The organism is Sinobaca qinghaiensis (assembly GCF_003610495.1).
In the GTDB taxonomy this organism is placed as follows: domain Bacteria; phylum Bacillota; class Bacilli; order Bacillales; family Marinococcaceae; genus Sinobaca; species Sinobaca qinghaiensis.
In genome coordinates, this window is record NZ_RAPK01000007.1 from 1 (window position 1) to 12,889 (window position 12,889).

Consider the following 12,889-nt stretch of genomic DNA (forward strand, 5'->3'; position numbering starts at 1 on the left):
GCCGGCGGCCGCATCGACCGCGCCACCGGCCCGGCCGGCTCCGTGCTGTTCTTTGACTGCAACACCATGCACGGCTCATCCGGGAACATTTCCCCGTATGCGCGCAGCAACGTGTTCTTTGTATTCAACTCCATCGAAAACAAGCTCACCCACCCGTTCTCCGGCCAGTCGCCGCGTCCGGAATTCCTGGCGAACCGCGAGAACGTGAAGCCGATTACACCGGATAAAAGAAAGTTAACTGATATTACGGCTACGACCTCTTCTTCTTCATAATCATACACAGCGGACAGGCTTAGACCTGTCCGCTGTTTTTTTTATTTGTTTTTCCTGCGGCGCGGTTCATTCCTGGCAAAGGAGGGTATTCTATAAGAGGAGAAAACTAACAGCTGAGACGAGGGTTAAAAACATGAAAATAGGATTAATCGGCATCGGTGATATTGCCAAAAAAGCATATCTTCCGGCGCTCATCCAGGCAAAAGACGTAGATCTTTATTTATGCTCCAGAAATCGGGAGGCTTTAGAAGAAGCCGCCGCTACATTCCCCGGCTGCACAACATTTACCGATAGAGAAAGCTGGATTGAGAGCGGCATCGAAGCTGCTTTTGTCAGCACGGCGACCGGCGCGCATGAGGAGATTGTTGACGAACTGCTCGATCACGGCATTCACGTATATGTGGATAAACCGATTACTTTTTACGGTGAGGCTTCTGAACGACTGCTCGCAAAAGCAAAAGACAATAACCTTATTTTAATGGTGGGCTTTAACCGCCGGTATGCCCCGCCTTACCAGTCAATAAAAGAAGTACCCGATCCCAACATGATCATTATGCAGAAAAATAGAGACCATCAGGCTGCTGAATTCCGCACGTTTATCGTAGAAGACTTTATCCATGTTATTGATACACTTCTATATTTATTTCCATATACGATCCAGGACATTCGTATTCGCGGCATGCAGAAGGATGGCCTCGTCCACCACGTGATGCTTGAGCTTGAAGCAGACGAAGGCACCGCCATCGGCATCATGAACCGAAATGCAGGAACTACAGAAGAAACCGTCGAGCTGATGAGCGAAAGCGAAACAAGAGTCGTGCACAATATCAGCGACATCGTTACCCATCAGAATAAACAAATTAACAAACACCCTGTGAACGACTGGGAGCCGATGCTGCAAAAACGAGGCTTTTTCGGCATTACTGCTGCCTTTATTGAAGCGGTGCGCAAAGGAGCCGCCTCCTACACCGGCTATGAGGCAGATTCCAGGAGACATGCTATTGCGGAACAGATGGTGCAGAAACTCATGAAAGAACAATAATTAAGCCTTCTCACAGACAGGGATCCCCTGTCTGTTTTTTTTTACATCTTATCCCGAAAAATTATTTTGCCTTTCTGTTTTCTCATGCTAGTATTTAAATAAATAATCTTTCTTACGCAAAAAAAATTTGCATATGTTTAGAAAGCGGGGATATAGGATGGTTCTTTCGGAAACAATTTACCAGACATTAATTCAGCATATGGATCTTGGCATCCATATAGTAGATGATACGGGGAAAACGGTTATTTATAACGAAAAAATGGCACAGATTGAAAATATGAACAGCCGTGATGTGCTGTACCGCAATATTTCTGATGTGTTTGCTTTTAATGAGGGACATGGAAGTACCCTCGAGCAGGCGTGGCGGAATGGCACGGAATCCCATAAACCCCGCCAGACGTATTTAAATAACCAGGGAGTCGAGATTACTACAGTCAACCACACCTTCCCTGTCCGGGAAGGCGGACGAATTATCGGGGCAGTTGAAATAGCCAAGGATATTACAAAGCTGGAACGGATTCTTCAGGAAAACCGCAGCCAGAGCAGCCGAAAATACACGTTTCAGCATATTATTGGCAGCAGCCGCGAACTCATGGAAGCAGTAGAATTTGCGAGACGGGCCACCCGCACTACTTCCTCTGTCTTAATTATTGGAGAAACGGGCACAGGAAAGGAAATTTTCGCCCAGAGCATTCATAACGAAAGCAGCCGGGCCGCTAAGCCATTTATCAGCCAGAACTGCGCAGCCCTGCCGGACAGCCTGATTGAAAGTATACTGTTTGGTACAAACAAAGGGGCGTTCACCGGTGCTTCTGACAGGCCGGGTCTGTTTGAACAGGCCGAAGGCGGTACGCTCCTGCTCGATGAGCTGAACTCATTAAGCCCGCACCTGCAGTCCAAACTGCTGCGCGTACTCCAGGAACGTACCATCCGAAGGATAGGCGGTACGAAAGATGTGGAAGTGGATATCCGGATTATCGCTACGATGAATGAAGATCCCGTTGATGCGATTACCGAAAACCGGCTGCGCAAGGATTTATATTACCGCCTCGGTGTGGTCACACTTTTTATTCCGCCGCTGCAGGAGCGTAAAGCCGATATTGCGCCGCTCGCTGAATTTTTTACAGCAAAATATAACCGCTTATTTCAGCTGCATGTAACAGGACTTACGCCGGCAGTGGAGCGTTTGTTTCAGGAACACAACTGGCCGGGAAATGTCCGCGAACTCGAGCACGTCATTGAAGGCGCTATGAACGTAATCGAAACTGAAGAATTAATAGATACGAAGCACCTCCCTTTTCCCTTCCGAAACCGTCCTGTTCCGGATCATACTCCGGCAATTTCTACCGCAAAACAGCACGATCCTGCAGTCATTTCTCCCATCGAAGGGTCTCCCGGACTGCATGAATATTTATTTCAGGCTGAAAAGCAGTATGTAAAGCAGATTCTTGAAGAAAATAACTACAATATTAAACAGGCCGCGGGCATACTCGGCCTCAGCCGCCAGAGCCTGCAGTACCGTTTGAAAAAACTCGGCATCCAGAAAATATTAGTGTAATGAAAAGCAGAACGGATGCCGTCCGTTCTGTTTTTTAAAATTATTTATATCAGCATAAAGTTGGCACGAAGATTGCATTACTATATAAGAGAATCATACATACGTTTAAGGAGGACAACCATGAAACATATTAGTATTCTGGGCGCTTCCATGGATCTGGGACAGCAGCGGCGCGGGGTTGATATGGGGCCAAGTGCGATCCGCTATGCCGGTGTCGTGGAACGGCTTCAGAACCTGGGCCATCAGGTTACAGATCTGGGCGACCTGGCGCCTCCGCTTTCTGCAAGCAACGCTTCCGAGTCCGAAAGCCTACGGAATTTAAGCCAGGTCGTTGAGGTAAATACAAGACTGGCTAAGGAAATAGACGATATTATCGCCTCCGGCAGCTTTCCTCTAACGCTTGGAGGGGATCACAGTATCGCCATTGGCTCAGTTGCCGGTGTTTCCGGCCATTATAAAAATCCAGGAGTGATCTGGTATGATGCCCATGCCGATCTGAATACGAGCAGTACTTCCCCATCCGGCAATATTCACGGCATGCCACTGGCTGCTGCACTCGGCCTCGGTGAAGAACAGCTCAGCCATATCGGCGGAAGCGAGGCGAAGCTCCGTCCGGAAAATATCGTTATTTTTGGCGCCCGTGCGCTCGATGATAGAGAAAAGCAGTTAATCAAACAGCTCGGCATCAAAGTGTATACGATGCATGAAATTGACCGTCACGGTATGAGTGCGATGATGGCAGAAGCTATTGCTTATCTTAAGGAAAAAACAGACGGTGTTCACCTTAGTCTCGATCTGGACGCGCTTGATCCTCAGCATGCACCCGGTGTCGGCACCCCCGTCGTCGGCGGGCTCAGCTACCGGGAAAGCCATCTGGCAATGGAAATGCTTGCCGAGGCAGAGATTATCACGTCTGCTGATTTTGTGGAAGTGAATCCTATATTGGATGAAAAAAACCGCACGGCCAAAGCCGCGGTAGATCTAATCGGCTCCCTTTTCGGCGAAAAGCTCTGCTAGACAGAAGGCCGCTGGTCGCAGGAAAACTATAAATATAAAGGAGAGAGCACAATGACAGCATCTATTTCCACCACTTCTATCATTGAACAGACCGAACAATACGGCGCCCATAATTATAAGCCGCTTCCGATTGTTATTACCAAAGCGAAAGGAGTATGGGTTGAGGATCCGGAGGGAAACCGCTACATTGATATGCTGAGCGCCTACTCTGCGGTAAATCAGGGTCACTGCCACCCTAAAATTATCCGCGCCCTGCAGGAGCAGGCAGAAAAAGTAACCCTTACCTCACGCGCTTTTCACAGCGAGCCGCTCGCTCCGTTTTATGAAAAAGTAGCTGCGTTAACGCACAAAGATATGATTCTGCCGATGAATACGGGAGCAGAAGCTGTGGAAACCGCCATTAAGGCCGTCCGCCGCTGGAGCTATGAAAAAAAAGGGATTGAACAGGACCGTGCAGAAATCATTGCTTGTGAAAACAATTTTCACGGCAGAACCATGACCGCCGTGTCGCTTTCTTCCGAACTAGAAAACAAGCAGGCATTCGGTCCGGTGCTGCCCGGCATTAAGCTGATTCCCTATGGCGATGCCGAAGCACTGCGGGAAGCTATCACACCGCAGACCGCCGCTTTCCTTGTGGAGCCGATTCAGGGAGAAGCAGGTATTGTCATCCCCCCGGAAGGGTTTCTAAAAGAAGCCTCTGCAATCTGCCGGGAACAGAATGTCCTGTTTGTTGCAGATGAAATTCAGTCCGGACTCGGCCGTACCGGCAGAACCTTTGCCTGCGACTGGGAAGATGTCGTGCCTGACATGTATATTCTTGGTAAAGCGCTCGGAGGCGGGGTCTTCCCGATTTCCTGCGTTGCGGCCGATCACGATATCCTCGGCGTGTTTACCCCCGGCTCCCACGGCTCTACGTTCGGCGGCAATCCGCTCGCCTGCGCCGTATCCATTGCCGCGCTTGAAGTACTGGAAGAAGAACAGCTGGCAGAGCGGTCGCTCGAGCTTGGCACGTACTTTAAACATAAGCTGAGCGCTATTGAGAACCCGATTATTAAAGAAGTACGCGGCCGCGGGCTTTTTATCGGCCTGGAGCTGACCGTACCTGCACGTGAATACTGTGAAAAACTAAAAGAAAAAGGTCTCTTATGCAAGGAAACCCATGAAACGGTGATCCGCTTTGCCCCGCCGCTCGTGATTGAGCAGGAGGACCTGGACTGGGCGATTTCCCGGATTGAAGACGTCTTTACTACAAACTAAGGAGGCTTTGCCATGTACACTCCCTACAAGCACGAACCATTTACTGATTTTACCGACGAAAAAAACCAACAGGCATTCACCCGTGCTCTTGAAACCATTGAAAAGTCCCTCGGCCGGGATTATCCGCTCGTAATTAACGGGGAAGCTGTCACGACAGAAGATAAACTTGTTTCGATTAATCCGGCCAGAAAAGAAGAAGTAATCGGCCGTGTATCCAAAGCTACGACCGCTCATATTGACCAGGCCTTCCAGGCGGCGTCCATAGCGTTCGAAAGCTGGCGCTATACAAAACCGGAAGCCCGTGCGGAAATGCTGTTTCGGGCGGCAGCAATCATGCGCCGGCGCCGGCATGAATTCTCTGCTCTCCTCGTAAAAGAAGCCGGCAAGCCGTGGAAAGAAGCAGACGCCGATACAGCCGAAGCGATCGACTTTATGGAATACTACGCCCGCCAGATGATCGAACTGAAAGACGGCAAGCCGATTAACAGCCGCGAAGGCGAATACAATCAGTATGTGTACCAGCCGATCGGCGTAACGGTTTCGATTCCGCCGTGGAATTTTGCCTGCGCGATTATGGTAGGGATCACTGTAGCACCGCTCGTCAGCGGAAACACCGTGCTGTTAAAGCCGGCAGAGCCAACACCTGTCATTGCCGCTGAATTTGTTAACATTCTCCACGAAGCGGGCGTTCCAAAAGGTGTCGTAAACTTTGTGCCAGGCGATCCGGAAGCTATCGGCGATTACATGGTGGATCATCCGAAGACGTCAATTATCAGCTTTACCGGCTCCCGTGCGACCGGTACGCGTATATATAACCGCGCGGCTGTTATTCAGGAAAATCAGTTTCATTTAAAGCGGGTTATTATTGAAATGGGCGGCAAGGACACCATTGTCGTCGACAGCGATGCCGACCTCGAAGTGGCAGCGGATGCTGTGATTCAGTCTGCTTTTGGTTTTTCCGGCCAGAAATGTTCCGCCGGTTCGCGCGTGATTGCCCATCAGGACGTGTATGAGGAGCTGCTCAGCATTATCGAGGAACGTACCCAGCGCCTCACTGTCGGCGATCCTGTTGACTTCAAGCACTACATGGGTCCGGTCGTAAATCAGAAAGCCTTTGATAAAATTACCGGCTACATTGATATAGGCCGCAGGGAAGCACGGCTCGTAACGGGCGGCGAAAGCGATGACTCCACCGGCTACTTTATTCAGCCGACCGTGTTTGCAGATGCGACTCCCGACTCCCGTATTATGCAGGAGGAAATATTCGGCCCGGTGGTCGCATTCACGTCAGCGGAAAGCTATGAACAGGCGATTGAGATCGCCAACAACACCGAGTATGGCCTAACCGGCGCCGTGATCTCCCGTACGATCGAACATTTGGAATATGCCAAGCAGCGCTTTCACGTCGGTAACCTGTACTTTAACCGCAACTGCACCGGCGCTATCGTCGGGTACCACCCATTCGGCGGCTTTAAAATGTCCGGTACCGATGCTAAAGCAGGCGGACCCGATTACCTTATCCAGCACATGCACCCGAAAACCGTCAGCCAGATGCTGTAACATAAAAAGCAGAAATCCTCCATTTATCGAGGATTTCTGCTTTTTTAACTTCTGCGTTCCATTAAATTGATACCGATACCCATGCAGAGAACACCAAACAGAATAAGCAGGGATAAAGGGCCGCCCAGTCCGGTAATTCCGTATCCAAGCGCCGAAGCATCATGCAGAGCCTGAATCCCATAGTATATCGGTGTCCCTTTGGATAATGCGAGCACAAACGAATTTGAGACGATTTCCAGCGGCCAGAAGGCTCCTCCGAGCATCGCCATCGAGGTGACGACAATAGGAATAACCGCCTGCAGCTGCTGGGTTGTACGGACCAGTCCGATCAGCAGCATGCCGACAGAAACGACAGCAAACGTAAAGCAGGCTGTAATAACGGCTGTCGTTCCCAGAGGAATATTAACGTCATAACCGAGCACCCATTCAAAAAAGACAAAGATCATCATAATCTGCAGCATACCGAGTACAAAGCAGTACGCCAGTTGGCCCGCATATACTTCCCATTTTCGGAGCGGCGACACGATCATCCGGTCCCATGTACCCTGCCGCTTTTCGTCTACTACGTTGGAAAGGCTGAACATAATCGTGTACATGGAAAAAAACAGCGTCATTCCAAACAGCGCCTGCAGGCTGGCGTTATATACAAACCCGCTTTCTTCCCCGCTTACTGAAGTTATCGTTAAATCAAGCGGCGGATGGTTCATTTCTTCCTGCACCCGTTCTCTTAGATCAGCTGTTCCTGTCTGCTCCTCTGCCTGCTGCAGCCTCTGTTCTTCCCTGAATACCTGATTAGCATAACTGTCGACCAGCTGATGATCCTGATCTTCCACCGCAACCAGCATCCGGTAGTCATTTTCTCTTATTTCAAGCGCCAGGCTCCGGCTTCCGTCCATAATGTCCTTTCGTGCCTGCTCTTCATCCACCAGTTCAAAATGAAAGGAGTCCGAATCATTGAGCCTGTCTATCCAGCCGGCAGCCTCTGCTTCCTGCGCGCCTTCCCCTGTGTACGCATTGACTTCCATTTGTCCTCCCTGACTTCCCTGGTTGTTGCTTCCTAAGAAAAAGACAAACAACAGCGTAAGCACGAAAAATGTAAGAACGAGATAAGGCTTCCGCCGCAGTCTTTTCCACTGTAAAAAGAATATAGCTTTCATGAGGACACCGACCTCCTTCTTGGAAAGACCAGAAAGCTGATTATGGCTGCTGCAATGGAAACGAGACTAATTTGCATGATCGGCCATGCCAGCTCACTCCACCCAAACCCCTGCACCCAGCGTATATACGCATTCATCGCCGCTCCATTAGGCGTCCAGCTCCCAAAGGCACTGATAAAGGCAGGCATACCGTCCAGTGGAAAGAAACTGCCTCCGGCAAACGCAAACAGTGTTACAATGACGCCTGTAAAAACTCCTGAAGCCGTATCTGATTCGGTGCGGATTGACAAGGAAGTCAACAAGCCGCCTATACATCCTACACAGACTGCAAGAACGGCAGAAATACCGAGCATTCCTATCCAAAAGGAAAAAGAAGTTAGTTCAAAGGTTCGAAATACGAGAGCGGAAAGAATAAAGAGAATAGTCAGCTGTACAAAAGCAATCACAGCAGTGGATATGATTTTACCCGCCAGATATTTCCAGGTTTTTGTTCCGGATAAAATAATCCTGTTATACACCTGCTGCTGTTTTTCTACGAAAGCCTTACTAGCTATTGTTCCCGCAACGTAAAGGACAAACATAACGGCCATTCCGATTGAATAATACTGCATCGCACTGACCGGCTCATTTTGGGACAGTGTTTCGGTGCCGCCGATTTCTATTGAGGCAGCCTCCTCACCGCCGGCTCCGGCTGCAGCAATAGCACTTTCTGCGTTAAGATTATCTGTAAAGCCAGCCAGCAGATCTTCCATAATCGTTGTATTGATAGAGCCTTCGTCACTGACAAGCAGCTCCAGTTCGCTTCCATTTCCATTATTCATTAACATCGCATTCAGCGTATCTTCCGTAAAGTGTTCCGGAAAAGTAAGCACTGCATCTACATCCCCTGCACGAACAGCTGCTTGTGCGTCGCTTTGCTCCATCGTCTGCACGTGAATCATTTCCGACAGTTCCGGATCTTCCAGCATATTGTTTAATAAACGGGCCGGATTCATGTGTTCAGCGGCGGCAGCTAGTTCTTCTTCCGCTTCCGGAGGCACTCCGCTGTTTCTGACCTGCTCCTGAAAAGCTGCGATGCCTTCCTGCTGCGCGTCCTCTTCGACTACAGCCAGCTGGATATCAATAGAAGATGTATCACCTTCCATTACACCGCTCAGGGCCGTCCCGAGTATTCCCATGATGATGAAGGGCATGAGCAGCAGTGCCACAAGCTCCGAGCGGTCCCGAAGCATTATTTTAAAATCTTTAATAAGAAAAGGTCTCACGTTACTCCCCCCTAATCGCGAAGTTTGCGTCCCGTTAAATGGAGAAACACATCTTCGAGTGACGGAACGCTGACGTTCACATTGGTGACCTGGGCTTTATGCCGTTCGGTAATTTGAAAAACCCGGCTTAAAAGGCGGCTTCCCTTAGGTACAATCAGCTTCAGGCCGTTCTCGGTTTCTGATGCACGCAGGATGTCTTGATGATGCTGAAGTTCGTCATACATCGCTGGATACACCCGGTCAAAATCGATATAAATGGTTTCTTCGGCAGAAAGAATATTTTTCAGCTCCTCCTTTGTGCCGGATGAAATAACCTTTCCATGATCCATAATATACACCCGGTCACAGAGCCGCTCGACTTCCTCCATATAATGGCTCGTGTACAACACGGTCATTCCTCTTTCTATATTTAAGTTTCGGATCATTTCCAGAATATAGCTGCGGGACTGAGGATCAATGCCAACTGTCGGCTCGTCCATAATTAGAATTTCCGGGTCATGCAGAAGCGCTGCCGCAATATTGACCCGCCGTTTCATGCCGCCGGAATACGTCTTAACTATATCTTTCTGGCGGTCTTCCAGTCCGACCAGCCTGCACACCTCCTGTATTTTTGCTGCCAGTCCGGCTTTGCTCATACCGTACATCTGGCCGAAGAAGAGCAGGTTTTCATAGGCAGACAGCTCTTCATATAATGCGATATCCTGCGGTACAATGCCGATTACCTTGCGGATCGCTGCCGGTTTTTTAATCACACTGCTGCCGTTCAGCTTCACGTCGCCGCTGCTCGGCTTAATGAGGGATGAAATAATGGAAATAGTCGTTGATTTCCCGGCTCCGTTTGGTCCGAGCAGACCGATCGACTCGCCTTTTTCCAAATAAAGATTCATTCCCTCCACTACATTTCTGCCCTTAAATGATTTGGAAACATTCTCTACCTCCAGCATAGACGTACCTCCTTCTTTTGTAGTTATATGTAGTATATAAACAAAAAGACAGTGCTCCCACTGTCTTAGGTCATCGATGCTGCATTACCGGGATGACTTTCGTCATTTCTTTACACCATCTGATTGCGGATCGCATAAATCGCAAGCTGGGTCCGATCCCGAAGCTCCAGCTTATCGAGAATTACACTGATCTGATTTTTTACCGTGCCGATAGAAAGATGAAGGGTATCCGCTATTTCTTTATTGTTCATCCCTTTTCCCACGCAGCAGATGAGCGCCACTTCCCGATCGGTCAGTGATGGATCCAGAAACTGTTTTTCCTGAGGGCTGCGTCCGATTAAATTAGGAAGCACCTTGGCTGCGACATGGCTTTCCAGGACGAGTCCACCCTCAAGGCAGGTGTGGATGGAGCGGATCAGCTCCTCCGTGTCCGCATTTTTCAGCAGGTAGCCTCTCGCTCCGTTTTTCAGCGCTTCAATCGCATACTCATCGTCGTTGAATGTCGTGAGCATGAGAATTTTCATCTGCGGATAGTCTTCATGCAGTTTTTTTGCAGCTTTCAGTCCATCCATAACCGGCATACGGATATCAAGAATGGCGATATCAAAGAATTTTCCGCTCTGACAAAGCTCTACGGCTTCGAGGCCGTTTGCTGCCTCCCCGCTCACGAGCATGTCCTCGTCCGTTTCAATCATTACTTTCAGTCCCTGTCGCACCATCTTCTGGTCCTCCGCCAGCAGTATATGAATCAATATCTCCACCTCCTTCCTGTTCCAATGGCAGTGTTCCCGTTACAATAAATGTCTCTTGATATGTTTCTACTTTCAAAGCGCCTCCTGCTTCCTCCATTCGTTCTCTCATGGAGGAAAGACCAAAGCCTTCTTTTAGAAAATTTCCGGATTTAACAGGGTTGCTTACAATAAACCGGAAAATATGGCCGGCCGGCGCTTCAAATGTGATGCTTATTTGATTGGAACTGCCGTGTTTCATGGCGTTCGTAATTGCTTCCTGCACGCCTCGGTAAACGGCTATAGACTGCACGTTGCTTAAAGGGGCCGTAAGTGCTCTCTCTTTAATGGTAAAATGGATCGTCACCATACTTTCTGCTTCCAACTTGCGGATAAGCAGCAAAATCGCCGGGAGTCCTGCACTTTCGTCACGCTTCAGTGATTTCACAGCCGATCTTGTTTCTTCCAGACTTTCATTAGTAAGCTGCTTCAGCGCCTGCAGTTCTTCCTGTTTCTCCGGAGCGTGCTGGATTCTGAAGACTTCCAGCTGCATTAACAGAGCCGTTAATTTATGGCCGACCGAATCGTGGATTTCTCTTGCAATCTGGGTCCGCTCTTCCCGGCGCACCGCCTGTTCTCCTGAAATTAAAGAGCGTTTCATCCGGCGGAATTCTGTAAATAAAACTTCATTTCGTTGGGACAGCCGCTGTTCTTTCATATACATAAACTTATACATGGCTAATCCCGAACCAGCAGTTAGTATGTAAAGCAGAAAAAAGCTTACGTTGACCGCCATCCCGCCCAGTGCCGCAAAAACAATAAGTACGACACCAAGTCCGGCTGCATATGAACCAGGCAGATAAAAAACCGCCAGTCCGCCGAGCAGCGAATAAACGAGCAGCAGTTCATACATAGGCTCCGCAGTTCCCACCGGAAACGCCGCCGCACCGGCAAGCAGACCCAACAGCAGGATAAGCCCGGCCTGTGCTTTCGAATGGTCATCTGCGAGGGGAAGCAGAAAAAACACGGTAAAAAAGAAAGCCGCCAGCAGGACTTTCAACGGAAGCTCTACTAACGAAGATGGGGTAAGTAAAATGGATCCCCATGCTCCCATCAAAAGCAGGAGCCATATCCAAAACTGATGCCGTTCTACTATATGCATCGTGCTTCACCCCGCCCCAGGTTTTTCTTTAACTTTATCACATATAGCTACAAGGATTTATATGGAATTTTTAAGTGATTTTGTGTATTAGCTGCTTTTTTATTTATAATATATTATGATGCGTGAAATTATTTATGTTATTACCTTTGTTCACACCTCCGGCAAAAAATACAGTCTATTTTTCCAGCTGTCTTTTTCTTATAGTTAAACGATACACATAGAAAGAGGTTTTTTGTGATGAAAATAAATGCTCCTAAGATCCCGGACAATCTTTTCCCAAAAGAATTTAATACTATTTTGACCGAAGAAGATCCGGAGCTCGAACTTTGTTCCATTTCGGATTCTTCCTTTGAAGCGGAAACGCTGCCACGGGCTCGTTTGTCGAAGATGATTATTAAGAACTGCCGGTTCGCACACACGGTCTTCCGGGACATTGACTTAACTGATGTGGAGTTTGAAAACTGCGATTTCTCCAATGCTGATTTAAGCCATTCTTCCATTCACCGCGTCGTATTCCGCAGCTGCAAGCTGCTCGGGGTCAACTTTACCGAATCCCGGATCGGCCATGTGTCATTTGAGAATTCCCTTTTAAACCTGACAGCGTTCGGCGAGTCCAAATGCGAAAAAACTGCCTTTCAGGACAGCTCGCTGGTGCACACTGATTTCTATGACTGTCTCTTTAAAAATGTCGCCTTCCAGTTCTGCAATATTACGAATGCCAACTTTGAGAAAACGTCCTTAAAAGGAATCGATATCAGCACATCTACGTTTGATTCTCTTACGATATCTCCTGAAAACTTATTCGGCTGTAAAGTTTCCAGTTACCAGGCCCTGCAGTTTGCAGCTCTTCTCGGGCTCGACATTGTCGATTAATTTTTTTCTATTCCATAAAAAATTCTGTCTGCGTTTTTAGCACGCAGACAGAT

At 48.7% G+C, this 12,889-nt stretch carries 12 protein-coding genes; 7 read left to right on the forward strand and 5 right to left on the reverse strand.

All coding sequences use genetic code 11. The annotated features are described in order from the left end of the window. The 6 genes from ATL39_RS04065 to pruA all read left to right on the forward strand — a co-directional run. On the forward strand, window positions 1-273 hold a 273-nt coding region (locus ATL39_RS04065), incomplete at its 5' end, for a phytanoyl-CoA dioxygenase family protein (RefSeq protein ID WP_211326969.1). A gap of 133 nt (window positions 274-406) precedes the next feature. Continuing rightward, the gene (locus tag ATL39_RS04070; protein ID WP_120192029.1) at window positions 407-1,315 is read left to right on the forward strand and encodes a Gfo/Idh/MocA family protein; all 909 of its coding nucleotides are present in this window, start codon (window positions 407-409) and stop codon (window positions 1,313-1,315) included. 157 nt (window positions 1,316-1,472) lie between these two features. Then, entirely contained in the window at window positions 1,473-2,873 is a 1,401-nt protein-coding gene (locus tag ATL39_RS04075; RefSeq protein WP_120192030.1) for a sigma-54 interaction domain-containing protein, read from the forward strand. Between the two features lie 120 nt (window positions 2,874-2,993). Beyond that, complete coding sequence (rocF, locus tag ATL39_RS04080; RefSeq protein WP_120192031.1) at window positions 2,994-3,890, forward strand: arginase; 897 nt, start codon at window positions 2,994-2,996, stop codon at window positions 3,888-3,890. A gap of 51 nt (window positions 3,891-3,941) precedes the next feature. Continuing rightward, a complete protein-coding gene (locus ATL39_RS04085; RefSeq protein ID WP_120192032.1) occupies window positions 3,942-5,147 on the forward strand; it encodes an ornithine--oxo-acid transaminase in 1,206 nt (401 codons plus the stop codon). A 12-nt stretch (window positions 5,148-5,159) separates the two neighbouring features. After that, window positions 5,160-6,707, forward strand: coding sequence for an L-glutamate gamma-semialdehyde dehydrogenase (gene pruA / locus ATL39_RS04090; RefSeq protein ID WP_120192033.1), 1,548 nt, complete (start codon window positions 5,160-5,162; stop codon window positions 6,705-6,707). Between the two features lie 44 nt (window positions 6,708-6,751). Here the strand turns inward: pruA and ATL39_RS04095 are convergent, their stop codons facing one another. From ATL39_RS04095 to ATL39_RS04115, 5 genes are all read right to left on the reverse strand, one after another. Continuing rightward, window positions 6,752-7,864 (reverse strand): ABC transporter permease, encoded by a 1,113-nt coding sequence (locus ATL39_RS04095; RefSeq protein ID WP_120192034.1) that lies wholly within the window; start codon window positions 7,862-7,864, stop codon window positions 6,752-6,754. Next, on the reverse strand, window positions 7,861-9,129 hold the full coding sequence (locus ATL39_RS04100) for an ABC transporter permease (RefSeq protein ID WP_120192035.1): 1,269 nt from the start codon (window positions 9,127-9,129) through the stop codon (window positions 7,861-7,863). Before ATL39_RS04100 ends, ATL39_RS04095 begins: the two co-directional genes overlap by 4 nt. A gap of 11 nt (window positions 9,130-9,140) precedes the next feature. Continuing rightward, window positions 9,141-10,073: an ABC transporter ATP-binding protein gene (locus ATL39_RS04105; RefSeq protein ID WP_120192036.1), complete on the reverse strand. Its 933-nt coding sequence runs from the start codon at window positions 10,071-10,073 to the stop codon at window positions 9,141-9,143. A 110-nt stretch (window positions 10,074-10,183) separates the two neighbouring features. Then, window positions 10,184-10,825, reverse strand: coding sequence for a response regulator transcription factor (locus ATL39_RS04110; RefSeq protein ID WP_120192037.1), 642 nt, complete (start codon window positions 10,823-10,825; stop codon window positions 10,184-10,186). Next, window positions 10,761-11,963, reverse strand: coding sequence for a sensor histidine kinase (locus ATL39_RS04115; protein ID WP_120192038.1), 1,203 nt, complete (start codon window positions 11,961-11,963; stop codon window positions 10,761-10,763). Before ATL39_RS04115 ends, ATL39_RS04110 begins: the two co-directional genes overlap by 65 nt. A gap of 237 nt (window positions 11,964-12,200) precedes the next feature. On the opposite strand from ATL39_RS04115, the gene ATL39_RS04120 reads away from it, so the two are divergent. Beyond that, window positions 12,201-12,836 (forward strand): pentapeptide repeat-containing protein, encoded by a 636-nt coding sequence (locus ATL39_RS04120; protein WP_120192039.1) that lies wholly within the window; start codon window positions 12,201-12,203, stop codon window positions 12,834-12,836. The last annotated feature ends 53 nt before the right edge of the window (window positions 12,837-12,889 follow it).

Excerpts from the sequence above, each read along its gene's own strand:
- ATL39_RS04070 (WP_120192029.1), top strand. The coding sequence starts at position 407 with ATGAAAATAGGATTAATCGGCATCGGTGATATTGCCAAAAAAGCATAT.
- ATL39_RS04075 (WP_120192030.1), top strand. The coding sequence starts at position 1,473 with ATGGTTCTTTCGGAAACAATTTACCAGACATTAATTCAGCATATGGAT.
- rocF (WP_120192031.1), top strand. The coding sequence starts at position 2,994 with ATGAAACATATTAGTATTCTGGGCGCTTCCATGGATCTGGGACAGCAG.
- ATL39_RS04085 (WP_120192032.1), top strand. The coding sequence starts at position 3,942 with ATGACAGCATCTATTTCCACCACTTCTATCATTGAACAGACCGAACAA.
- pruA (WP_120192033.1), top strand. The coding sequence starts at position 5,160 with ATGTACACTCCCTACAAGCACGAACCATTTACTGATTTTACCGACGAA.
- ATL39_RS04095 (WP_120192034.1), bottom strand. The coding sequence starts at position 7,864 with ATGAAAGCTATATTCTTTTTACAGTGGAAAAGACTGCGGCGGAAGCCT.
- ATL39_RS04105 (WP_120192036.1), bottom strand. The coding sequence starts at position 10,073 with ATGCTGGAGGTAGAGAATGTTTCCAAATCATTTAAGGGCAGAAATGTA.
- ATL39_RS04115 (WP_120192038.1), bottom strand. The coding sequence starts at position 11,963 with ATGCATATAGTAGAACGGCATCAGTTTTGGATATGGCTCCTGCTTTTG.
- ATL39_RS04120 (WP_120192039.1), top strand. The coding sequence starts at position 12,201 with ATGAAAATAAATGCTCCTAAGATCCCGGACAATCTTTTCCCAAAAGAA.